The 23,333-nt window shown below is 67.8% G+C and carries 12 protein-coding genes and 5 pseudogenes; 11 read left to right on the top strand and 6 right to left on the bottom strand.

Annotation, left to right across the window (positions count from 1 at the left end):
• The first annotated feature begins 414 nt into the window (after positions 1–414).
• A complete protein-coding gene (locus AB0M63_RS23045; protein ID WP_366020658.1) occupies positions 415–1,023 on the top strand; it encodes a hypothetical protein in 609 nt (202 codons plus the stop codon).
• Between the two features lie 632 nt (positions 1,024–1,655).
• Here AB0M63_RS23045 and AB0M63_RS23040 read toward each other — a convergent pair.
• Positions 1,656–1,850, bottom strand: a complete 195-nt coding sequence (locus tag AB0M63_RS23040; protein WP_366020657.1) for a hypothetical protein — start codon at positions 1,848–1,850, stop codon at positions 1,656–1,658.
• 188 nt (positions 1,851–2,038) lie between these two features.
• Between AB0M63_RS23040 and AB0M63_RS23035 the strand changes: the two genes are divergently transcribed.
• From AB0M63_RS23035 to AB0M63_RS23020, 4 genes and pseudogenes are all read left to right on the top strand, one after another.
• Positions 2,039–2,401 carry a hypothetical protein gene (locus AB0M63_RS23035; protein WP_365301937.1) on the top strand — a complete coding sequence of 121 codons (363 nt, stop codon included), beginning with the start codon at positions 2,039–2,041 and terminating at the stop codon, positions 2,399–2,401.
• Complete coding sequence (locus AB0M63_RS23030) at positions 2,391–6,707, top strand: DUF6531 domain-containing protein (protein WP_366020656.1); 4,317 nt, start codon at positions 2,391–2,393, stop codon at positions 6,705–6,707. The genes AB0M63_RS23035 and AB0M63_RS23030 overlap by 11 nt, the downstream gene beginning before the upstream one ends.
• On the top strand, positions 6,707–6,919 hold the full coding sequence (locus tag AB0M63_RS23025) for a hypothetical protein (RefSeq protein WP_366020655.1): 213 nt from the start codon (positions 6,707–6,709) through the stop codon (positions 6,917–6,919). The genes AB0M63_RS23030 and AB0M63_RS23025 overlap by 1 nt, the downstream gene beginning before the upstream one ends.
• Positions 6,920–7,385: 466 nt before the next feature.
• A pseudogene (locus AB0M63_RS23020) lies at positions 7,386–8,015 on the top strand (MerR family transcriptional regulator); the annotation flags it as partial.
• A gap of 64 nt (positions 8,016–8,079) precedes the next feature.
• On the opposite strand, the pseudogene AB0M63_RS23015 reads toward AB0M63_RS23020, so the two are convergent.
• Positions 8,080–8,733 (bottom strand): annotated as a pseudogene (locus tag AB0M63_RS23015) (RHS repeat-associated core domain-containing protein); the annotation flags it as partial.
• Positions 8,712–8,909: pseudogene (locus tag AB0M63_RS23010) on the bottom strand (IS5/IS1182 family transposase); the annotation flags it as partial. The pseudogenes AB0M63_RS23015 and AB0M63_RS23010, both read right to left, overlap by 22 nt.
• A gap of 801 nt (positions 8,910–9,710) precedes the next feature.
• Here AB0M63_RS23010 and AB0M63_RS23005 point away from each other — a divergent pair.
• The 3 genes and pseudogenes from AB0M63_RS23005 to AB0M63_RS22995 all read left to right on the top strand — a co-directional run bounded on the left by AB0M63_RS23005 (position 9,711) and on the right by AB0M63_RS22995 (position 16,712).
• On the top strand, positions 9,711–15,521 hold the full coding sequence (locus AB0M63_RS23005; protein WP_366020654.1) for a DNRLRE domain-containing protein: 5,811 nt from the start codon (positions 9,711–9,713) through the stop codon (positions 15,519–15,521).
• Positions 15,518–15,772 (top strand): hypothetical protein, encoded by a 255-nt coding sequence (locus AB0M63_RS23000; protein WP_366020653.1) that lies wholly within the window; start codon positions 15,518–15,520, stop codon positions 15,770–15,772. Before AB0M63_RS23005 ends, AB0M63_RS23000 begins: the two co-directional genes overlap by 4 nt.
• Before the next feature lie 191 nt (positions 15,773–15,963).
• Positions 15,964–16,712 (top strand): annotated as a pseudogene (locus AB0M63_RS22995) (transposase family protein).
• A gap of 39 nt (positions 16,713–16,751) precedes the next feature.
• Here the strand turns inward: AB0M63_RS22995 and AB0M63_RS22990 are convergent.
• A pseudogene (locus AB0M63_RS22990) lies at positions 16,752–18,469 on the bottom strand (ISAzo13 family transposase).
• Between the two features lie 114 nt (positions 18,470–18,583).
• Between AB0M63_RS22990 and AB0M63_RS22985 the strand changes: the two are divergent.
• The 3 genes from AB0M63_RS22985 (at position 18,584) to AB0M63_RS22975 (ending at position 21,237) form a co-directional block, all read left to right on the top strand.
• Positions 18,584–19,450, top strand: coding sequence for a metal-dependent hydrolase (locus AB0M63_RS22985; protein WP_366020652.1), 867 nt, complete (start codon positions 18,584–18,586; stop codon positions 19,448–19,450).
• On the top strand, positions 19,450–20,478 hold the full coding sequence (locus AB0M63_RS22980; protein ID WP_366020651.1) for a PDR/VanB family oxidoreductase: 1,029 nt from the start codon (positions 19,450–19,452) through the stop codon (positions 20,476–20,478). The genes AB0M63_RS22985 and AB0M63_RS22980 overlap by 1 nt, the downstream gene beginning before the upstream one ends.
• Positions 20,479–20,547: 69 nt before the next feature.
• Positions 20,548–21,237, top strand: coding sequence for a TetR/AcrR family transcriptional regulator (locus AB0M63_RS22975; RefSeq protein WP_355909506.1), 690 nt, complete (start codon positions 20,548–20,550; stop codon positions 21,235–21,237).
• Between the two features lie 16 nt (positions 21,238–21,253).
• On the opposite strand, the gene AB0M63_RS22970 is transcribed toward AB0M63_RS22975, so the two are convergent.
• Complete coding sequence (locus AB0M63_RS22970) at positions 21,254–21,613, bottom strand: isomerase (RefSeq protein WP_355909503.1); 360 nt, start codon at positions 21,611–21,613, stop codon at positions 21,254–21,256.
• A gap of 30 nt (positions 21,614–21,643) precedes the next feature.
• The gene (locus AB0M63_RS22965; protein ID WP_355909500.1) at positions 21,644–23,263 is read right to left on the bottom strand and encodes a fused response regulator/phosphatase; all 1,620 of its coding nucleotides are present in this window, start codon (positions 23,261–23,263) and stop codon (positions 21,644–21,646) included.
• Positions 23,264–23,333: the final 70 nt, after the last annotated feature.

The raw sequence follows: 23,333 nt of genomic DNA, 5'->3' as shown, positions 1-23,333 counted from the left end.
ACCGGTGAATCGGCAACCGCCACCATCGGCAGACGTGCCGTGCCAACACACGACGGGCACGAGGAACTCACTTCATTCCCTGTTGCCGCTGCTGTTGCCTGCGCGCGGGGTGGTTGGGGCCCTGGACGGTTACTGGGCCCCCTTTGCGAGCGCGCCGCTCACGCGACCGCCGAGGTCGGCACCCCGGTGCGCCATCGGCCCATCATGTCGCTGCCCGCCGTGGTGAGGCAGCGTCCGGCAACATGAGTTCGCCCGCGGGCAGTTGGCCGACGACGGACCTGCCTGCGGCAGGACGCGCGGCGCACCCGCAGCGCCAGCACGCGTTCCTGACGGAACTGATGCTTTGGCCGCGGGCGTTCTTGGCGGCTGGCACACTGCACCGGTGGGTGCAGCGGGTGGATGGCAGGGGGTTCTGTGTCGGATGCGGTGATGACGGCGTGGATCGCCGCCGGTTCGGCAGTGTCCGGTGCACTCGCGGGCGGTGGGGTCACAGGATGGTTCACGCTGGCGGCCGCCAGGAAACAGGCACAGAGCACGGCCGACGCGGCGGCCCGGCAGGCGGATGCGGCCTGGGCGGCCGGCCAGCGCCAGGCGGATGCGGCCTGGGAAGCGGGACGCCGACAGGCTGAGGCCGCATGGGAGGCCGGACGGTTGCAGGCCGATGCCCAACTCGACGTCGCCCGACAGACGCTGACCGCCCAGCACCTTGCCGCGCAGCGTGAGGTGCGCCGGGCCGCCTACGCTGCCTTCCTCGCTGCCACCGACACCGGAAACCAGCGTCGCCTCCAGTGGCAGCGAGCCTTGGGCACCTCCGAGGCGGCCGGCTGCCGCGACCGCTACCGTGCAGCCCTGAGCGCCGTTACCGAGGCACTCACCCTCGTCCGGCTCGAAGGCCCTGATCCGGTCAGCTCCGCTGCCGAGGCCTTGGAACGCTCCCTCGACGCGAACGCCTCCCCGGGGCAATACGAGGCCGTGCACGCAGACTTCCTCGATGCCGCACGTACCGCCCTCGCCGCACCCTGACCACCGTCCCTGCGCCGATCTGGCGCACATTCTCCCCGTTCACTGCGCGCAAGGTCAGCTGCAGCACCCCCGCTTCCGCGTAAGGCGTGCTGTGATCCACGGGCGGTCCGGCCGGAGCACACCTGTATCGCTCGCGGTCGGCCAGGTGCGGCTACGGCTTCTTCCGGCTCCGTCGCGGCGCCTCCAGCGGGCCCCAGTTTGTGACCCTCGGGCTGGGACGGCCGGAATGGGCTCCATCAGTGACCAGAGCTGGGGCCAAGTGGGCCTGGTTCAGGCCGCCTTCACGAGTATTGATCTTCACGGATCGGAGCCGCTCGGAGACGCCTCGGTGGTCCCAAAAGGCACCGACGGGCGAACAGAGCGCATGATGGTTCCTCACGAGCAGACGGTCGCTGAGCAGATGCTCCCCCAGCCGGGTGCCGTCCTACCGCGCGGGGTACGGCGCGCAGGCGGACAGATGTCACACGACCGACGCCGTCGGCGTGCCACACCCGTCGCTGTCCACCCGTCCGGAGGCTGGTGAAAGAGCAACAACCGCACCGACCGTGTGGGACGGCCCGTCCAGCACGCGCTCTTGGTCTCTCTGGGAACCGGGGAAGTCGAGACTGCCAATCCCCCGGTTCAGAGCTTGGTCATGGTCTTGGACCGTGGTCGAGGATGTCGTAGGGATCTCTGTGGCAGGCCGGGCAGCGCCACAGGACCGCGATCTGCTGATCGCTGCACCAGCAGCTCGGCGGCCAGATCATGCTCGCCTGGGACAACTTGTACGTCCACCTCGCCGCCGGGATGCGGGAGTTCATCACCGGACGGGACTGGACCGGAGGCATCGGGGCGACTTCTTAAGCCTGCGTTGGACACCGACACGTACTCGGATACCACGTGCGAAGCGGGCCCTTCCAAGGCGATCGTAGTCGGCTTGCGCCACGAGTGTTGCCTTTGCGTTACCAAGTCATGGGTATTCCTTGGTCAGGCTCTTCTAGGGTCGTGGCTGCGACTGCGAACGGGGGAACGCGCGATGGGTGACGGCAAGGACCCGGCCAAGGTCCTCGACATCAAGACCGCCGACATCAAGCGGGCGGCACCGGACTTCCAGACGGCGGCAGTTGATCTGGGCAAGGCGCTGACCGCGCTCGTGAAGTCCCTGGACGGGCTGGGCGAGCCGTGGGGAAACGACAAGCAGGGCAAGGAGTTCGGCGACTCCTACAAGCCGTTGCAGAAGAAGATCGAGAGCGCGGCGGGCACGCTGGTGCTGGGTCTGACGAGCATTCACGAGGCGATGGCCGACATGGCGGACGGTCATGTCGACAACGACGAGTTGATCGCGGGGATGTTCACCGAAGTGAAGGTCACGAAGTCGGACGGTGCCGGTGAGCGTTGAGGACGAGGCCCGGAAGATCCTGCTGCATCTGGGCCTGTGGTGGCCGGAGGCCGACTCCGGGAAGCTGCGGTCGGCGGCAACGGCCTGGCGCACCTTCGCGGACGCCGTCGACGATCTGCGGGGCCCGGTCCAGCAGAGTGCGTCGTCGATCATCCACAACAACACCGGTGAATCGATCGAGGCGTTCGACAAGTTCTGGGGCCGCTACGCGCAGAACTCCAAGGGCAAGGACAGCGGCTGGCTGAAGGACCTGGCCGACTCCGGGCGTGAAATGGCCACCGCGCTCGACAAGTTCGCCGACGCGATCGACGACGCCATCAACAAGCTCTGGACGCAGATCGGCATCGACGCCGCCGTGATCGCGGGCGGGGTGGCACTGGCCTTCTTCACCGCGGGCCTGGCCTCCGGCGCGGCCGTCGCGGCGGCCGACCTGGTCATCGAGTTCGGCGCCGGTCTCGGCGTCGCCGTTTCCACGACGATCGCCGAGATCGCCGCGGGCACGCTGGTGGCCGCGGCCTTCGGCGGGATCGAGTCGGTGACCGTCGACCTGGCCGTCGCCCAGCCCCTGAAGATCGCGACCGGACTCCAGCAGGGCTTCAGCCTCGACGAGGTCAACCAGGCCGCCAAGGACGGCATGATCTTCGGCGGCGCGCTCGGCGCCGGCGGCGGGGTCTTGAAGGCGACCATGGAAGGCGGGCTCAGCGACACCACGCCCCTTCTGCTGCGCCCGCCGTCGCTCCGACCCGGCTTGGTGGAGTTGGGCCCGGCGGCCCGCAACGCCGACCGCATCCCGTGCGTGGGCGAGCCGATCGACGTGGCGACCGGCGCGATGCTGATGACGCAGACGGACCTGACGCTGCCGGGGAGCCTGCCGCTCAAGTTCACCCGCACCCACCTCTCCTCGTACCGGGGAGGCGTGTGCTTTGGGCCGACCTGGATCTCCACTCTGGACGAGTGCCTCCAGATCGACGGCGAAGGCGTCGTCTTCGCTGCGGCGGACGGCATGCGCCTCGTGTACCCGGTGCCGCAGCCCGGGGAACCGACATTCCCGGTCAAGGGCCCGCGCTGGCCGCTGGAGTGGGACGGCAAGCCGGATGGTGCGATGACGGTCACGGACCCGGTGACAGGTGTCGTGCGCACCTTCGCCGCCCCTGTTCCTTCCTCTTCCTTCGGCGTCTTCCATCTGGCCCTGGACTCCTGGAGCGACCGCAACGGCAACCGTATCGACGTCGAACGCGACGACGAGGGCGTGCCGTTCGGCATCCGCCACTCCGGCGGCTACTACATCGCCGTCGACACCCAGGGCCCGCGCATCACGGCTCTGCGCCTGCTGGATGAGCCGCCTTCTCGCTACCGGCCCAGCATCGCGACCGACGAGGGCACGGTCGTGATGCGTTACAGCTACGACGAGTCGGGGAATCTCGCCGGGGTCATCAACTCCAGCGGCGAACCCCTGTCGTTCACGTACGACGCGGAGGGCCGTGTCACCCGCTGGACCGACCGCAACGGCACCTGGTTCGGTTACGTCTACGACGAGCGTGGTCGCGTGGTCCGCACCGAGGGCGTCGACGGCATTCTCTCGGGCACGCTTACCTACGACGACACGGCCCACGCGACCACGTACAGCGACTCCCAGGGCCACGTCTCGGTCCACCAGTACAACGCCGAAGGCCTGCTGGTGGAGGAGACGGACCCGCTCGGCCACGTCACCCGCACAGAGTGGGACGAGTACGGGACACAGCCGGTCGAGGTGACAGACTCGCTGGGGCACACGACTCGGTACACCTACGACGAGAACGGACTCCTCACCGAACTCGCCCTGGCCGACGGCTCCGTGGCCCGGGCCGCATACAACGCGCTCGGATTGCCAGCCGAGGTGGTTGAGCCGGGCGGGGCGGTCTGGCGGCACACGTACGACGAGCGCGGCAATCTGCTGAGGACCGTGGACCCGACCGGTGCCGAGACGCAGTACACGAACGATGAGGCAGGCCGTCCAACCGCGATCACGAACGCGCTCGGCCACACCCGCACAGTGGCGTACGACGCGGCCGGTCTGCCCGTCGCCCTGACGGATGAGTTGGGCCACACCACTACGATTCGCCGAAACGTCTTCGGCCGGGTGGTCGGGGTGGCCGACCCTCTGGGCCACATCACACGCCTGGGCTGGACTGCGGAAGGCAAGCCGGCCTGGCGCGAACAGCCCGATGGCAGCCGGGAGTCATGGACTTGGGACGCCGAGGGCAACCTGCTCAGCCACACGGACGCGGCGGGCAACACGACGCACCACACGGCAGCGCACTTCGACGTCCCCGCGACGCGGACCGACCCGGACGGCGCGCACTACCAGTTTTCGTACGACACGGAACTGCGCTTGGCGAAGGTCGTCAATCCGCAAGGCCGAACCTGGTCGTACAGCTACGACGAGGCCGGCCGGCTCGTGGCCGAAACCGACTTCAACGGGCGTGCGCTGTCATACACCCACGACGCAGCAGGCCGGCTGGTCTCACGGACCAACGGAGCCGGGGAGACGTTGAACTTCGTGCGGGACGGGGCGGGCCGCGTTGTGGAACAACGCACCGGCACCGGTGAGACGACGACCTTCGAGTACGGAGCGGACGGACTGCTCGCCCGGGCGGTCAACCGGGACGCCGGGCTGGTCCTCGCCCGGGATGCCCTCGGACGGGTCCTCAGCGAGATGGTCGACGACCACGCCACGGCCTACGCCTACGACCTCATGGGTCGTTGCGTCCGCCGCGAGACTCCATCCGGGCTGGTCTCGCTGTGGACGTACGACATGGCAGGTCGTCCAACCGAGCTTCGCTCGGAGGCAGGTGCCCTGTCCTTCGCCCACGACGCCGCCGGGCACGAGATGGAGCGCCGTCTCGGCGTGGACGTTCTGCTGACCCAGAAGTGGGACGCGACCGGCCGCCTCACGGTCCAGTCCCTCACCGCAGGCTCCGCCGATGCACAGAACCTGCTGCAGCACCGCACCTATGCCTACCGCGCCGACGACCACCTGACGGAGATCCGGGAACTCACCACGGGTACCCGCCACTTCGACCTGGACGGGATGGGACGTGTCACCGCCGTGCGCGCCCACGGCTGGACCGAGACATACGCCTATGACCAGGCCGGCAATCTGGTAGGCGCCACAGCACCCGATCACGGCTCCGCCGGGGAGCGTGACTTCGACGGCACCCTCGTCCGCCGTGCAGGCCGCACCACCTACCAACACGATGCCCAGGGGCGTCTGACCCGCAAGACCCGAAAGCTCCTCAACGGGCAGGCTCGTAGCTGGACCTATTCCTGGACGGCAGAGGACCGCCTAGCCGAAGTCTGCACACCGGGCGGCGAACGCTGGAGATACGCGTACGACCCGCTCGGGCGCCGCCTCTCCAAATACCGACTGACGGATGACGGAACCCAGACCGATCGCACCGACTTCTCATGGGACGACACCAGGCTGTCCGAACAGAGACGATCGGACGGCCAGGTGACCACCTGGGATTATGAGCCCGGTACCTATCGGCCGGTCGCCCAGACCGATCACCGGCGATCGGCTCTCGGTCACCACAACTCGTTCCTCGCCCGGTTGGCCGAGGAATCGGCACCCGACCACGCGATCCTCTTCCAGGCGGTCATCACGGATGCCGTCGGCACTCCGACCGAACTCGTGACCGATGAGGGCGCGAGGACATGGCAGCGCCGAACGTCACTGTGGGGCACTGTGCTCCGAGGCCCGGACGAGTCCGCTACCACCGACTGCCCTCTGCGGTTCCCGGGGCAGTACGCGGATACTGAAACGGGCCTGCACTACAACTACTTTCGCTATTACGACCCCGAGACAGCCTGTTACCTGAGTCAGGACCCCCTGGGGCTGACGGCGGCCCCCAACCCGTCGGCCTATGTCCGTCATCCCGGCACCTGGTCGGACCCGCTGGGTCTGTACGGCTGTGAACTGGAGGACCTCGGAGGCGGCTGGTACCGGTCGCCCGAAGGGCTGGACTACGGTCCGGGATCGGCTGAGGGGCACCGCATCACCCATGTCATGCAGCACACACGGGACAACCCCGTGAAGCCCGCTCACGGAGTGTTCGACACGGGCAACCAGGGGGTGTTGGAGACAGTCGACGAGGCATGGAACCGGCGGGCCGCAGCGGTGTCGGTCAACCAACAGGGCGCTCGTACCACCTACATCATCCCGATGGCCCGGCAGGTGGGTTACAACCCCGGAGAAGAATATATTTCGATCACCGTCGAACACGGCAACGAAGTGATCACGGCCTTCCCGAGGAGTTGGAACTGATGGAAAAGGTTGCCTGCGCCCACTGTGGCCAGGACTGGGTGCGCTGCTACGAGCGCAAGGACACGGGCAAGAAATTCTTCCTGTGCCCGGAATGCGAGTCAGTATGGGAACTGGAGGACGACCTCCAAGAGGACACGGACATGTACTTGAGCGAGTACCTGTTGACCGGAGATCCCGCGAAGGACTGGGAGATCATCGCTCCATGTGCCTGAGCGAATGGTGACGCAGGCGGCATTAGAGCTCGTGCAACGGCGCAACGATCAGAGCAACTCTCCGCCAAGGGGGCGATGCTGCAGCCGCCACGGGCGTCACTTGCGGGGCCGCGGTCGTCACCACGACCCTTGTCACGGTGTTCGCCCGCGACTGGATTGCTGGTGGAGGTGCCTACGAGGACGAATACCGGCGCTAGGAAGGGATCTGGCGCATAGCGCGGCGCCGGGTAGTACGTCCCTTCGACATTGCGCAGTTGGCACCGAGCGATGGACCCGTCCATGCCGACGCGCCGGTTCAGGCCACTGAACGACTCTGACACGAAAATAGAGACAGTTCGTGCAGGTCAGGCAGCCTCGATGGATTCGAAGCGGGTGGTGAGGCTGAGGCGGTTGGCCTCCTTGGTCATCCGTTCGAGGCGGCCAGATGTTGACCCTCGACTTGGTGGAGGGCTCAGAGTTTCTGGATGTGGAGAACGAGATGCGCCGCATTGGTGAGATGGCCCGGGACAGCGGACTGAGTGTGAGCGCCCTACGGTTCTACGACGGTGCCGGCGTGCTGGTCCCGGCCTGGGTGGATCCGGTCAGCGGCTACCGCTGGTACGGCCCCGAGCAGCTCGAAGAGTCCCGGTTGCTCGCCCGGCTGCGTCGGGCGGGTATGCCGTTGGCGGACATTCGGCTGGTGCTGGCCGGCTGGTTCAGTGCGGACACCGACCTGGTGCGGAAGCTGCTTCAGGCACACCTGCGCCGTCTTGAAGTGGGGCTGTCCGAAGCCCGCACTGAGTTCTCCACGCTCCGAGCGCTACTCGAATGCAGGGAGAATCCCATGACTACGCTCCGCACTGCCACCGTCCGGCTGGCTGTCTCCGCGCCTGAGTTGGCCGCGGCGTTGGATGCGGTCCGCTTCGCCGCCAGTACCGATCCGGAGCTGCCGATGCTCGGCAGTGTCCTGTTCGACATCGAGGGTGAGGCGCTGCATGTCGTGGCCACCGACCGTTACCGGATGGCTGTCGCACAAGCCGGTACCACCGGGCATGGCGGGCCCCGTGTCCAGGTCATCGTGCCGTCCCCGCTCGCCGACGCGATGCGGGCGCTGCTGAGCGACATCACCGAACTCGTCGCCGAGATCGGTCCGTTGTGGCACGAGCGGCACCGGGCTGGTTGCTGCACCCGCGCTCGCAGTCCGTGATCGGCCGCAGACCGGAGGGGTCAGACTTGGTGACGGTTGTGTTTTTGGCGTAGGCGTAGCCGTTCAGCGACTCGTGGTCCTTGGGAGCCAGGACCGGGTCGACCGAGAGGAAGCGGCCGGTGGCCGGGTCGTACTCGCGGGCGCCGACATGAGTGAGGCCGGTGTCGGTGTCGGCGGGTTTGCCGAGGAAGCCCTTGCCGTCCGGCCAGGCCGACGGTGCCGTGCCGCGGCGGGACTCGCCGAACGGCTTGGTGTAGCGGCGGGTGACGGACGGGGTCGTCGCGTCCATCGTCATCGATGCGGTGCCGTGGTGGTCGACCATCCAGGACAGGCCGGACCCGGTGCGGACCGCCGTGGCGTCGCCCGCCAAGTAGTAGCGCTGAGCGGTGGACTTCTTCGCGGCCGTGTCGTAGTGGAGTTCCTCACCGGCCAGGTAGAGAACGGTCTTCGCCGGGCCGCGGCGAATCACGAGCTCGCCATTCGCGTCGTACAGGTAGTCGGTGGTCTTCGACCCCTCGGTGATGAGGGTGGACAGTTCTCCTTCGATGTCCCAGCCAAGGCTCTGCGCGGTGCCCGTGGTGCCGTACCGCTCGGTGGTGCTGCCCTGCTCGTCGTACCCGTACGACCGAACCCGGCGGCGATCTTCGCCAGGGTGGTGTGTTCGCGCAGGTACACCAGTGCCACCATCGCGCGTTGCGACGGGCGGAGCTTGCAGCGGCGGTCACCCTCACGGGTGACGACGAGCATGGTGACCCACTCCACGAGCTCATGGGGTAGGTCGAGTGCGGCAGGACAGATGACCAACGAGGCCCCCGAGCAGCGTGGTTGAGACGTCAGACATCTCGATCAACGGCGCGGGGGCCTCGCTCGTTGCGGTCTGTGAAGCGTCACCTGATCGACGGCCATCTCGAAGAGGCTCACTACCGATACGCCCAGTAAGCGCTTTACCCTATCCCTCCCGATCTTCACGCTTTGGCCGTCTCTTCCTTCATCTATTTGGAAAATTTGGAGACCTGTCAGGGAACCTGTCCGCATCCCGTCGCATCCCAACACAGCGAAAATAGAGTGTTCTATGGGGGAATTTGACACATCCGTGGCGGCGAGGTGAAGAGGAATCACCCAGTCCTTGACCTCGACTTGGGATTAGCTTGAGATTCGTCTTTTGTCTCCATGGCGGCGATGTAAGTCCCTTGTGAAGATCGGTTCGTTGTCCTGTGCACTCCGAGCCGAGGGGTGCCAAAACGGAGGGAACTGATTGTGCGTCACAGACCCGTACCCCAGGGCAGATCGAGACCGACCCGGAGAGGCCAGGCTCAACGGCTGCGGCAGATAGCCGTCGGCATTGTGATGGTGATGGCTGTCGAGACCGCGTTGATGGCTGAAGGCAACGGGCTGGCGTTCGCCGCGCCCACGGCAAGCACAGCGAGTAGCGTGTCTGACTCCGCCGAGGCGTCGGGTCCTGCAGAGGCACAGGATGAGGCGTCGGCGGTGTTGATGGCCCGTCTGCAGGGCCGGAAGATCGAGGTGTTGTCGGAGCGTGCGTCAGATTCGACGACGTATGCGCTGCCCACGGGGGAGTTGCAGACGGAGGCGTATGCCGGTCCCGTGAGGGTGAAGCAGGACGGGGTGTGGAAGGACATCGACACCTCGCTGTCCGACACCGGCTCCGACCTGACGCCCGCTGCCGTGCCCGCGAACATCGCGATCTCCGACGGCGGCGACACTCAACTCGCCTCGGTGACGCAGGGCAAGGAGTCGTTCGGGCTGGGCTGGCAGGACAATCTGCCCACGCCCGAGGTGAAGGACAACACTGCCTCCTACGATCTGGGCATCGGCCAAACCTTGTCGGTCACCGCGCTTGCGCAGGGCTTCTCCGAGAGCATCCAACTCGCCCAGCAGCCCGACGACGACGCGGTGTCGTACCGGATCCCGCTGAACCTGGACGGGCTCAAGCTTTCCCAGGCCGACTCGGGACACCTGCTGCTCAAGAATGACGGCGGCGACGTAGTCGCCGAGGCTCCGGCTCCGATGATGTGGGACGCGTCCAAGGACGCCGCCTCGGGTGAGTCGGCGAACCAGAAGCAGGTCGCCACCACCATCGAGACAGCGGACGACGGTTCGCAGACCCTGGTCCTCACTCCGGACAAGGAATTCCTGGCCACTGCTCAGTACCCGGTGACGGTGGACCCAACCACCACGCTCGCGGTCACCACTGACACGTGGATCCAGACCCCGGACTACACCGACTCGCAGCTCAGTTCGCAGGAGCTGAAGTCAGGCACGTACGACGGGGGGAGTGATCTGGCCCGTTCGTACCTGAAGTTCGACGTGTCGAAGTTCGTCGGCAAGCACATCACCGACACCAACTTCGCCCTGTATGACTACTACGCGTCGACCTGCGCCAGCACAGGATCGGGCACGACGGTCCGCCGGATCACCTCCTCCTGGTCATCGTCCACCCTGACCTGGGCCACCCGTCCCTCGTCCTCCGGGACCGGCGCGGTGGTCAACCTGGTGCCGCACGGCTATTCCTCGTCCTGTCCGGCCGCCTGGTCGAACTGGGACATCGACACCATCGTCCAGGCGTGGGCCGATGGCTCCCCCAACTACGGACTCATGGTCTACGGCACGAGCGAGACCGACTCGACCACCTGGCGGCGTTTCCGCTCGGCGAACTACACGACCTCCGGGTACGCGCCGAAGCTCACGGTGACCTACAACTCGTACGCCACCACGAGCGGGCTGGCGATCTCGCCGAGCAGTGTGAACGCCTACAGCGGCAAGCGGTACGTGACCACCTACACGCCGACGCTGTCGGCGAAGGTCACCGACGCCGACGGCTCGACGGTCAAGGGGCAGTTCGAGATCACCAACGACCCGGCGTACTCCGGGGAGACGACGTACTCCTACACCGGTACATCCGCCTCGGTGGCCTCCGGCGGCACCGCGAATCTGACCATCCCCAGCGCGAGCCAGCTGGCTGGGGCACACCTGCGGATGCGGGTACGCGGCTACGACGGCACGGACTACGGCGCCTGGTCCTCCTACATCTACTTCGTGCCGAACGTCGCCAAGCCCGCCGCACCCACGATCTCCTGTGACCCGTACACGGCCGACACCTGGACGACAACGTCGGACAGCGGCGCGACCTGCACCCTGGACACGTCCTCGACCGACGGCATGGGCTTCTACTGGGGCCTGGACGACTCCTCGGTGCCCAACCGCGTGTACGACACCACGGACGGCAACGGCGGCGACCCGCTGACGATCACCATCAAGCCGGGCGAGGACTGGCACAAGCTGTACGCCAAGACCGTCGACTCCGGCGGCAACCTGTCCACCGCCACCACCGCCTACGCCTTCGGTGTCGGTGAGGGCGCGGGCCTGCTCACCCCTGGTGACGGGGATAGCGCAGCCCGTCGGGTGAGCCTGACCTCCACCGGCAAGTCCACCTACACCGGTGTGACGTACCAGTACCGGCGTGGTGAGACCGACTCCTGGACCAGCGTCCCGGCCGCGGATGTCACCAAGTCCTCGGACGGCTCCGCAATATCGGCCTGGCCGGTTGCCGTTTCCGGTGGCTCCCCCGCGACCCTGACGTGGAACGTCACCAACTCGCTGTCCCAGGACGGTCCGATCGACATCAGGGCCTCTTTCACCGACGGCTCGACGACGGCCTACTCCCAGCCGCACACCATCACCCTAGACCGCAACGCCGGCACCGCCCCGAGCCAGGACATCGGCCCTGGAGCGGTGAATACGCTGACTGGCGACTTCACCCTGTCCGCGACCGACGCCTCCGGTTTCGGCCTGTCGCTGTCGCGCACGGCATCCTCGCGCCGTCCGACCGCGGGCGCGGACGCCGAGGGCCAGGTAGCCCTCTTCGGCCCGCAGTGGACTTCGGGAACGACGGCGGAGATCACTAATTCGGGCTGGGTGGACGTCCGCAAGACGTCGGCCACTTCGGTAGCCCTGGTCAACGTGGACGGAGACGAGACCGGATTCACCGCCACCTCGGCGGGCGGCTGGAAGCCCGAGCCCGGATCCGAGAACCTGACCCTGACCGGGTCACTGACCGGATCGTTCACCCTCAAGGACAACCAGGGCACTACCACGACGTTCGTCAAGGTGGACTCGGCAGCCACGACCTGGCAGGTGTCCAGCACCTACCTGCCCACCGACAACTCCACCACCAAGGTGGTTTCGGAGAAGGTCACCTCCGGCAGCACCACCCTGGCCCGCCCCAAGTACGTCATCGCGCCCACCTCGGCGGTCTTGGCCTCCACCTGTGAGACCACCCCGTCGACGGCGGGCTGCCGGATACAGGAGTTCGTCTACGCGACCTCCACCACCGCAACCAGCTCGACACTCGGTGACTACAGCGGGCAGGTCAAACAGATCAGAGACTGGACCACCGATCCCGGCGCCTCTGCGGCGACCGCCACGGTCGTGTCGCAGTACTCCTACGACACCTCCGGCCGCCTGCGTGAACAGTGGGACCCGCGGATCAGCCCCGCGCTGAAGACCGCCTACACCTACGACAGCGCCGGCCGCGTCACCACCCTCACCCCGCCCGGCGAACTGCCCTGGACCTTCACCTACGGCCAGGCCGGCAACGCCGCCACCGCAGGCGCGGGCATGCTCCTGTCGGCCTCCCGCCCGAACCTGACGGCGGGCACCAAGAGCACCACCGACGGCACCACCGCGACCACCAGCGTGGTCTACGACGTGCCCCTGACCGGCTCGACGGCCCCCAACGCCATGGGCGCCTCGGACGTAGGCACCTGGAGCCAGGACGACGTCCCGACCGACGCCACCGCCGTCTTCCCCGCTGACTCCGTGCCAGCGTCGAACACGGGCAGCAACCTGGCCGGCTCCGACTACAAGCGGGCGACCGTCACCTACACCGACGCCTCCGGGAGAGAGGTCAATACCGCCACGCCCGGCGGACACATCACCACCACCGAGTATGACAACCTCGGCAACATAGTGCGTGAACTGACCGCGGCTAACCGCGAACTTGCCCTGGCCACCAGCGGCAGCAGCCAGGCCGAGCAGGTGGCGCTGAGCATCGACCAGATGTCGTCCGCCGACCGCGCCGACCTGCTGTCCACCCGCTCGGTGTACTCCACCGACGGCCTGCGCGAGACCGACGAGTACGGCCCGCTGCACCGGGTAACCCTCACCTCGGCGCTCAAGGCGGGCAGTGCTGGCACCGATCTGGCCGCTGGCACTGAGGTTCCGGCCCGGCAGCACACCGCCAACACTTATGACGAGGGCCGCCCGACCGATGGCACGGCCACCATCTCCGACGAGGTCACCACCGTCAAGGTGGGCGCTTACGTGGACGGCTACCCTTCCGACGCCGACGTGCATAGCACCGCCACCGAGTACGACTGGGTCAAGGGCTTGTCCACGGCCGTAATCACAGACCCGGACGGGCTGGCGCTGAAGTCCAAGACCTCGTACGACTCCCAGGGCAGGGTCACCAAGACCCAACTGCCGAAGTCGTCCGGCTCGGACGCCGGGGCAACAGTGACCACCTACTACTCGGCCACCGGCACCGGCGCCTGCAACGGCCGCCCCGAATGGGCCGACCTCGTCTGCTCCACCGGACCGGCGGCCGCGATCACCGACGGCGGCTCCAACCCCACGCAACTCCCCACCAAGACCGTCGAATATGACCGCTGGGGCAATCCCGCCAAGGTCAGCGAAACGGCCAACTCCGTCACCCGTACAACCACGACCACCTACGACGCCGCCAACCGACCCAGCACGACCGTCGTCAGCGGCGGAGTGGGCACCGCGGTACCCGACACCAACTACACCTACGACCCGGACAACGGTCACGTGGCCACGGTCACCTCCAGCGGGCAGACCATCGCTCACACCTACGACCAACTCGGCAGAGAGATCTCCTACAACGACGGCACGGGCAACACTGTGAGCACCCAGTACGACGCCCTCGGCAGGCCGGTGCAGACCACCGACTCCGCCCCGTCCACCACCACCTACACCTACGACACCTCCAAAGACCCACGCGGCCTGGAAACGTCACGCACCGACTCGGTCGCCGGCACCTTCGCCGCCATCTACGACGCGGACGGCGCCCCCGTTACCGAATCACTGCCCGGCGGCTACACCCTCACCGCTTCCCAGGACGAGGCCGGGCAGGAGACCTCCCGGATCTACACCCGGGACAGCGACGGCAGCGTAGTTGCCTCCGACTTCACCGACCGCTCCGCACTGGGCCAAACGGTCACCGACGTGGGCAGCAACGGGGAGACCCGTGTCCACAGTTACAGCTATGACGCGGCGAACCGGCTGAGCCGGGCGGATGACACAGCCCCGGACGCAACCTGCACCCGCCGCGACTACACCTTTGACAACAACGGCAACCGCACCGCCCTGTCCACCGCCACCAGTGACGTCGGCACGGCCTGCACGTCATCCGGTGCAACCACCACGTCATACGCCATCGACAGCGCCGACCGCCTGGTCACCTCCGGTACCGTCTACGACGCTTTCGGCCGCACCACCACACAGGCATCAGGTGCGAACATCAGCTACTACGCCAACGACATGGTCCGGCAGCAGACTTCCGGCAACAGCCGCCAGACGTGGGGTTTGGACGCAGCCAGCCGCCTCGCCACCTGGACCGCCGAAACCCAGGGCAGCGACGGTACCTGGACCCAGACCGGATCCCGGACGAACCACTACAGCTCGAACAGCGACAGCCCCGACTGGATCCAGGAGGACAGCTCCACCATCACGCGCATCGTCCGGGGTATCGAAGGAGACCTGGACGCCACTACCACTGCCAGCGGTGGCACGGTATTGCAGTTGACCGGTGTCCATGGCGATGTCATGGTGCAGCTTCCGTTGGACACCACCAAAGCACCAGTCGCGCTGGCCTACGACGAGTATGGCAATCCGGAGGACAGCACTACCGCCACCCGGTACGGCTGGCTCGGCGCTAAGCAACGCTCCAGCGAAACAGTCACTGGTGCCGTCCTCATGGGCGTACGCCTCTATGACCCCGCTCTCGGACGCTTCCTGTCCACCGACCCCGTCCCGGGGACGGACGCGGCGTACGGCTACGCCGGTCAGAACCCCGTCGACCAGACAGACCTGCTGGGCACCTATCGCCACTGGAAGATCAGCTGGCACTGGACCTACGTCAACGTCAAGTACGACAGAATGGGCACGAACGACTTCATCGACGCCTGGTGGGTGGTCATCGCCGCCGCGGCCGGCATCCCCGTCGTCGGTCTTGCCGCGGCCATCGTGGCTACCGTCGACTACGTACTCATCAGTGCGCTCTACCGTCGGGGATACTGCCTTGGATTCACGGTGAGCTACGACCACCCCAGGACACCGCACCCCTACCGCTACAAACATGGGTTCTGCAAATGACCGTTTTCCTGTCAGTCCTCATCGGTGCCGTTGCAGGCGCCGGGGTGGTGGCAGCCGCACTGCCCGGCCGATCCGGCAGGCCGAGCAGCATGTTCAGATGGATCGTGGCGCTGGCCCTCGCCATCCCGTTCCTCTGGTGGTGGGCACGCAGTACGGATCAGTTTCCCGCCACCTTCGGTAGCCTGGCTGCAGTCGAAATAGCTGGGCAGATGTATCTCAGAAAACTCGCCAGGCGCACCGGTAACAACTGACACAACCCTAAACGTGTGCCGCCGATGCCTCCGCACCGGCGGCACACGCGCGTTGGGGAACTGGCCCGCCACCAGTGAGCCTCTTCGAGATGGCCGTCGATCAGGTGACGCTTCACAGACCGCAACGAGCGAGGCCCCCGCGCCGTTGATCGAGATGTCTGACGTCTCAACCACGCTGCTCGGGGGCCTCGTTGGTCATCTGTCCTGCCGCACTCGACCTACCCCATGAGCTCGTGGAGTGGGTCACCATGCTCGTCGTCACCCGTGAGGGTGGCCGCCGCTGCAAGCTCCGCCCGTCGCAACGCGCGATGGTGGCACTGGTGTACCTGCGCGAACACACCACCCTGGCGAAGATCGCCGCCGGGTTCGGTATCAGCGAGTCCACCGCCCACGTCTACACCAGCACGGTCATCCAACTGCTCGCCGACCGCGCGCCGGGACTCCTGAAGGTCCTGCGCGAGACCGATGCGGACTTCGTCCTGCTGGACGGCACACTCGCCGAGTGCGACCGGGTCGGCGACGGACGCGCGGACTATTCCCACAAGCACCGCCGGCACGGCGTGAACGTGCAGGTCGTCACCGATCCAGCCAGCCAACTGCTGTGGCTCTCACCCACGTTGCCCGGCCGAGCCCACGATCTGACCGCGGCCCGCACCCACCGGATCATCCGCATCTGTGAGCGCCAGGGCGTCCCCGTCCTCGCCGACCTCTCCTACCAAGGCGCAGGCCCCTGGGTGACCACGAGCATCAAGCGCAAGCCTCTGCAGGAACTCACCCTCACCGAGAAGACCGTCAACCGAGCGCTGGCCGCGGCACGGGCACCCGTGGAACGTGGCGTCGCCCGCCTGAAGTCATGGCGGATCTTCCGCAGATCCCGATGCAGCCCAAACCATATGCGTCAGTCGCCAAGGCCATCCTCACTCTGGAGCCACACCGCTGAAGAAGATCACTGAAACAGTCATTAAGGGCTCGCAGAGAATCAACATGCGGGTTTGATCTTCATCAGGGAGTGGGTCCCGTACTGGTCGAGGTGGGCGGCCACGTCAGTGGGGGTGCGGAATCTGGCGGTTGAGGGGTGGATGGCGTGATCGTGCTTGGCCAGGAGCGGGCGTGCTTCCTGGACGGCCCGTGTGAGAGTGCTTCCGGTGACGCCGAAGAGCCGGGCGAGCAGGTCATGGGTGCCGATCTTGCGGAGGCAGAGCACGGTGGCCAGGATGCGGTCTGCGCCGGAGAGCTTGTCCTTGGCGCCGGCACCTCGCCTCCGTCGGCGCTCGCCGCCCCGGTGCTCGTGGCGGGTTTGCTCGCGTCGTTGCGCGAGCGCGGGGAGCAACGCATGGACCAGAGCGTCGAGTTGGGCAGCGGTCATGCCGGTCAGCTCCGGGTCGCGGAGAGATCGGGCGTCAACGCCGTCCGGGGGCGCGGCCGGGCGCGCAGTTGGAGGGGTGGCGGCATCCGGTTCCGTCTCATGGCGTGGGGCTGGGAGAGAACCGGCGGGGCGGAGCGTGTAGTTCCAGTCGCCGTGGAAGCGGTGTCGGCTCATTGCCAGTGCGTCGATCTCGGCGTCGGTGACCTTCATGCCGATGTCGTAGGTGCCGGCGTCGAGCTCGGCTTCTACTTTCAGACCGGTGCGGGTGGTGGTCGCCGCGATGCTGTCCACAATGACTTCATGGCTGGTCAGCGGTCTGCCTCGCCAGTTCATGGTGATGTGGGAGAACAGCCGGTGCTCGATCTTGTTCCACTTCGAGGTCCCGGGCGGTAGGTGAAAGACCGTGATCTGCAGACCCGTCCCGGAGGCGAGAGCGGCCAGTTCACTCTTCCAGGCCCGGGTGCGGTAGCCGTTGGAGCCGCCCGCGTCTGCGGTGATCAGAACACGGGTGGCGTGCGGGTAGTCATGTCGGCCACGGGCCTGCCACCAGCGCCGGATCGAGGCGACAGCGAATTCGGCGGTGTCGTGGTCCGTGCCGACGTTGACCCAGCCGGTGTTTGCCGCGAGGTCGTAGATGCCGTAGGGGATCGCCTTGCCCGGTCCCTGCCGGTCCAGGAAGTCATGCGTTTTGACGAGCACCGGTTCGCCCGCGGGCCGCCACTGACGGCCGGCGTTTTTGTAGTCGCCGACCAACTCCTTCTTCTTGGTGTCCACGCTGATCACCGGTCCCCGGCACGCATGTGTTCCCGGGCCTGGTCGTTGAGGTAGTGGAACTGGGCATCACGGTCCGGGTGTTGTGCGCCCTCGATGGTCTTCGCGTTGGCCTGCAGGCTGAAGCCCTCCTCCCGGAGCAGGTCCCCGACCGTGTCCGCGCTCACCTTGTGCCCCTGGCGGGTGAGTTCGGCGGCAAGCTTCCTCGTCGACTTGGTTGTCCAGCGCAGCGGCGATATCGGATCCCCACGTACGTCCGGCTCGACCAGTGCGAGCAGGGCCGGTCGCAGCCCCGGGTCCACCTCGGCGGCCTTCTTGCGCCCGCCGCCGGGACGGCGAACCCGCCCCAGCGGTCCCTCACCCGCCTCCAACTCGTCCACGCCCTTGCGAACCGTGGTCTCGCTGACCTGAGCCGCCTGCGCGACCACTCGGACACCGCCGTGCCCCAGGACCCGGGCCTCGGCTCCCATCAGCAGCCGACGCTGCCGCTCGTCCAGATGCGGGAACAACACCCCGAACTTGACAGCCAGTTGATCACGCGTCGCGTCAGGGATGCCCATACGAGGTGAACGAGCCCGGATGCGTGAAGCAACACGTTGATTCTCTGCGAGCCCTTAGCTTTTTCGCCCCCGATTCGACCCCACACCTCAATGTCGGCGCCCTGACCTGCACAAATGAGTCTCCAGGAGATCAGAAGCTACTTCTCCTGGGAGGGCACCCCGCTGCACTGGGTGCCCGGCGATCCGTTCACCACGCACACGATCAACGTGCTGCATCTGCTGCTGCCCGCCGGTGAGCGGTGGTTCGTGCACGTGTACAAGCAGGTGCTGCCACTCATCCGGGACGACCGGCTGCGGGCGGACGTGATCGGGTTCATCGGCCAGGAGGCGATGCACTCCCAGGCCCACGACGAGGTGCTGCCCCATCTCAAGGAGCTGGGGCTCGACCCGACGCCGTACACCGCGCAGGTCGACTGGTTCTTCGAGAAGCTGCTCGGCGACCGCACGCTGCCCCCGGGCCGGGCCCGGAGGTGGTGGCTGCTGGAGCGGGTGGCGACCATCGCGGCCATCGAGCACTACACCGCGTTCCTCGGCAACTGGGTGCTGAACGCCGAGGAGTTGGACCGGCGCGGCGCCGATCCCACCATGCTGGACCTGCTGCGCTGGCACGGCGCCGAGGAGGTCGAGCACCGGTCCGTCGCCTTCGACCTCTTCACGCACGTCGACGGAAGCTACCGGCGGCGCGCGCGGACCTGGGCGACCGCGTTCGCCGCGCTGATGTTCCTGTGGCAGCGCGGGACCCGCTTCTTCATGGCGAACGACCCGACGCTCGTCGACCGCAGGGCGAGCTTCAAGGACTTCTACGTCGCCGGCCGGCGCGGCACCCTGCCCGCCACCGGGGACATGGTCAGGTCCATACCCCGCTATCTGAGCCGCGCCTACCACCCCTCGCAGGAGGGCAGCACCGAGCAGGCCGTCGCCTATCTGGCGTCCTCGCCCGCGGCGCTGGCCGCCGAGCAGGCCGAGAAGGGGGTGGCCTGATGCCGAAGCCGCTCACCGTGGCGGTGCTGGCGGGGGCCGCGCTGCTGACCCGGCGCGCGCTGCGGCGGCGGGTGTCGGCCTCGCCGCTGTGGCCGCTGCCCGCGCTGGATCCGCCGACCTCGGGCCGGCCCCGCTCACGGGCACTGAAGCTGCGGGTCGCGGCGAAGGAGACGGTGGCCGACGGGGTCGTACAACTACGCCTGGAAGGCCGGGACCTGCCGCGCTGGGAGGCGGGGGCGCACATCGATCTGGTGCTGCCCTCGGGGCTGGTGCGGCAGTACTCGCTGTGCGGTGACCCGACGGACAGCTCGTCGTACACGGTCGCGACGCGGCTGGTCGAGGACGGGCGGGGCGGATCGCGCGAGGTGCACGAACAGGTGCGGGTGGGCGCGGAGTTGGAGGTGCGGGGGCCGCGCAACCGGTTCCCGCTCGTCGAGGCGGCCTCGTACGTCTTCGTCGCCGGCGGCATCGGGATCACCCCGGTGCTGCCGATGCTGCGGGCGCTGCCGGAGGGCACCGACTGGCGGCTGCTGTACGCCGGCCGGACGCGGGAGTCGATGCCCTTCCTGGCGGAGATCGAGGAACTCGGCGCGGGCCGGGTGACCGTCGTGGCCGGACTACCCGATCTGGAGGGGCAGTTGGCCGATGTGCCGGAGGGAGCCGTCGTCTACTGCTGCGGCCCCGAGGGGCTCATGGCGGCCGTCGCGGAACGCTTCCCGGAGGTGCGTCTTGAGCGCTTCGCACCCCGGGCGTCGACGGGCGACGACACCGCCTTCGAACTCGAACTCCGGCGCAGCGGACGGACGTTGACCGTGCCGGCCGACTCCACCGTCCTCGCCGCCGTCCGGGTGGAGCTGCCCAACACCCTCTACTCCTGCGAGCAGGGCTTCTGCGGAACCTGCCAACAGCGGGTGCTGGAAGGGGAGGTGGACCACCGGGACGAGTTGCTGACGGACGCGGAGCGGGCCGACTCGATGCTGATCTGTGTGTCCCGGGCTCGAAGTGTGCGTTTGGTGCTGGACTTGTGATGAGGTGATGTGAACAACCCTGGTCGGTCCGGTCCGTTCGGGGCCGGAAGAGATCGGTAGGGTGTTCGCATGAGTACCGGGGTTCGCCGCAGGATGGGGGTCGAGGAACGGCGGCAGCAGTTGATCGGCGTCGCTCTCGACCTGTTCAGCCGTCGCTCGCCCGACGAGGTCTCCATCGACGAGATAGCCGCGGCGGCGGGCATCTCCCGGCCGCTGGTCTACCACTACTTTCCCGGCAAACTCAGCCTGTACGAGGCCGCGTTGCAGCGCGCCTCGGACGATCTCGCCGGGCGGTTCGTGGTCCCCGAGGAGGGATCGCTCGGCGGGCGGCTGCTGCGGGTGATGGGCCGGTTCTTCGACTTCGTCGACGATCACGGACCCGGTTTCGCCGCGCTGATGCGCGGCGGTCCCGCGGTCGGTTCGTCCACCACCAACGCCCTTGTCGACGGGGTGCGGCAGGCCGCGTACCTTCAGATCCTGTCGCACATGAAGGTCGAACACCCGCCTGCCCGGCTGGAGTTGATGATCCGCTCCTGGATATCGCTCGTCGAGTCGACGGCCCTGATCTGGCTGGACGGCCGTCGCATCCCGCGCGCCGATCTGGAGCGCCAACTCGTCCACGACTTCGGGGCGTTGGCGGCGGTGAGCGCCGCGTACGACGAGGAACTGAGCGACCTGCTGCGCGAGTCGCTCAGGAACGAGCCGGGCGACGGCCCGTTCAGCGACCTCGTCGTCCGGCTGATCGCGCTGGCGTCCTAGGCCGTGTCCGCAGCCCTCAGCGCTCGAACTTGCGGTAGGACGCGTCCAGTTCACGCACTTCGGCGGAGGCGTGCAGGACCAACCACCCGTCGTCCTCGATGTACTCACGGAGGAGTTCCAGCACCCGCTCGGTGAGCCGGGCCTTGGTCTCCTCGGTGCGCCCGGCGAGCAGGCCGAGGGTGACATGGACGACGGCATGACCGCCCTCGCCGGGGTCCTCGTACCCGAAGACGGTGACCTCGCTCGCCCGGAACTGCGTCTTGCACGCCTCGGGCTTCGCCGCCGCGATCTCGACCGTCGCCTCGTGCAGCGCGCGGGCGAAACCCTCCTGGTCGAAGGAGATCTGGCGCGTGTGGTCGACGGTGATCTGCGGCATGGGCACTCCTGTTCTAAGCCAACAACAGGCTCACCCTAGCCGGAGCGCCAGCATCGCGATGTCGTCGTCCCTGTTGTGGCCGAAGGTGTCGAGGAGGGTGTCGCACAGGGCGTCCAGGCCGGGCAGGGCGCCCGTGGCGGCCGCACGGAGCTGCTCCATCGAGGCGCCGAGGTCGGTGCCCCGGGTCTCGATCAGGCCGTCGGTGATCATGAGGAGGCGGTCGGTGGGTTCCAGGAACAGCTCGGTGGGCGGCGGATGGGACAGGCCCACGCCCAGCAGCGGACCGGCCGCCTTGGCGTAGTCCGCGCTGCCGCTGTCCCGGATGATCAGCGGTGGGATGTGGCCCGAGTTGGAGATGAGGGTGCGCCCGGTGCCGGGGTCGACGACGACCATGCAGACAGTGGCCGTGGTCTCCGGGTGGTAGTGGCGGAGCATGCGGTCCAGCCGCTCGGCGAGCACGCTCGGGTCGCTCTCGTCGACGCAGAAGGCGCGCAGGGCGTGCCGTATCTCCACCATGACGGTGGCCGCCTCCAGCGAGTGCCCGACGACGTCGCCGACCGCGAAGAGCACTCCCCCGTCGACCCGTAGCGCGGCATAGAAGTCGCCGCCGATCTCGGTGTCCTGGGACGCGGGCACATACCGGACGACGACGTCGACGCCCGGCGTCTCGGGCAGCCGGTCCGGCTTGGGCAGGAAGCTGCGCTGGAGGGTGAGGGCGACATGCCGCTCGACCTGGTACATGAGGAGCGGCTCGGCGGCGAGCGCGGTGGCCTGGGCCAGCTGCGCCAGCAGCGCTTCCGCCTCGGGGCCCACCCGGCGCAGCCCGCGCGTGGGGGCGGCGAGACAGACCGGGGCCCTGCCTTCCTGGGTGAGGACCAGCGCGAGCCGGGCGTCGTGTTCCACGCCGGGCCGGAAGAACCCGGTGGGCCACAGCGGCGCGGGCACCGTGGTGATCTGCACCCCGCACTGCCCCTGCGAGAGCCGCCGCAGCAGCCGGGCCACGGTCCGGTCGGCGCCCTCGTCCGGCAGCGCGACCGAGCTGCGGTCCCGGGGCAGTCCTCGGTACAGCTCGTCGTCCCGGTCGAGGACGAACACGGCGGCGGGGGTGCCGGTGAGCCGTGCGGTGCCGTCGGCGGCGACCTCGACGAGTTCCTGGAGGGAGCGCGCCGCCTGGATGGTGACGATCATCTCCGACAGCAGGGTGAGGCGCTGTACGAGCGCCTGGTCGTCGGCCCGCAGCCGGGCCGCGCGGACGGCGGCGCGGACCGCCGCCTCGATCTCCTCGGGCTCGGCGGGCACCGTCAGATAGGCCTCGTCGCCCGCGTCGAGCGCCGGGCAGCGGTCGCTCGGCGGGGTGGCCTGGGCCGAGACGTGCACGACCGGCAGGCCCGCCATGCGCGGCCGCTCCTTGAGCAGTTGGCACAGCTCGAACCCGCTCATGTCCGGCAGGTGCACGTCGATCAGGGCCACGTCGGGGAGGTTCCCCTTGCGCAGCCGTACGTCGAGTTCGGTGAGCGCCTCTTCGCCACTGCCGACCGCCAGGACCCGATGGCCGGCGCGGCTCAGCACACTCTCGACCGCGAACCGGCTCGCCGGCTCGTCGTCCACGACCAGCACGGTCGCGTGCGTCAGTTTGCCGTTGACATCCATTTGTCAGACCTGGCCCTAGGACACACCGGTGGGGCAGGCCGGTGTCCACAGCCTGCCCCACCCACGATAA

Source organism: Streptomyces sp. NPDC051576 (assembly GCF_040681835.1).
GTDB lineage: Bacteria > Actinomycetota > Actinomycetes > Streptomycetales > Streptomycetaceae > Streptomyces.
This window is presented reverse-complemented; position numbering and strand designations above follow the sequence as displayed.

Bases quoted from the DNA above. Each gene is read 5' to 3' on its own strand.
- AB0M63_RS22965 (WP_355909500.1), bottom strand. From the start codon at position 23,263: ATGGATGTCAACGGCAAACTGACGCACGCGACCGTGCTGGTCGTGGAC.
- AB0M63_RS23000 (WP_366020653.1), top strand. From the start codon at position 15,518: ATGACCGTTTTCCTGTCAGTCCTCATCGGTGCCGTTGCAGGCGCCGGG.
- AB0M63_RS22970 (WP_355909503.1), bottom strand. From the start codon at position 21,613: ATGCCGCAGATCACCGTCGACCACACGCGCCAGATCTCCTTCGACCAG.
- AB0M63_RS22975 (WP_355909506.1), top strand. From the start codon at position 20,548: ATGAGTACCGGGGTTCGCCGCAGGATGGGGGTCGAGGAACGGCGGCAG.
- AB0M63_RS23035 (WP_365301937.1), top strand. From the start codon at position 2,039: ATGGGTGACGGCAAGGACCCGGCCAAGGTCCTCGACATCAAGACCGCC.
- AB0M63_RS22985 (WP_366020652.1), top strand. From the start codon at position 18,584: ATGAGTCTCCAGGAGATCAGAAGCTACTTCTCCTGGGAGGGCACCCCG.
- AB0M63_RS23040 (WP_366020657.1), bottom strand. From the start codon at position 1,850: ATGCCTCCGGTCCAGTCCCGTCCGGTGATGAACTCCCGCATCCCGGCG.
- AB0M63_RS23025 (WP_366020655.1), top strand. From the start codon at position 6,707: ATGGAAAAGGTTGCCTGCGCCCACTGTGGCCAGGACTGGGTGCGCTGC.
- AB0M63_RS22980 (WP_366020651.1), top strand. From the start codon at position 19,450: ATGCCGAAGCCGCTCACCGTGGCGGTGCTGGCGGGGGCCGCGCTGCTG.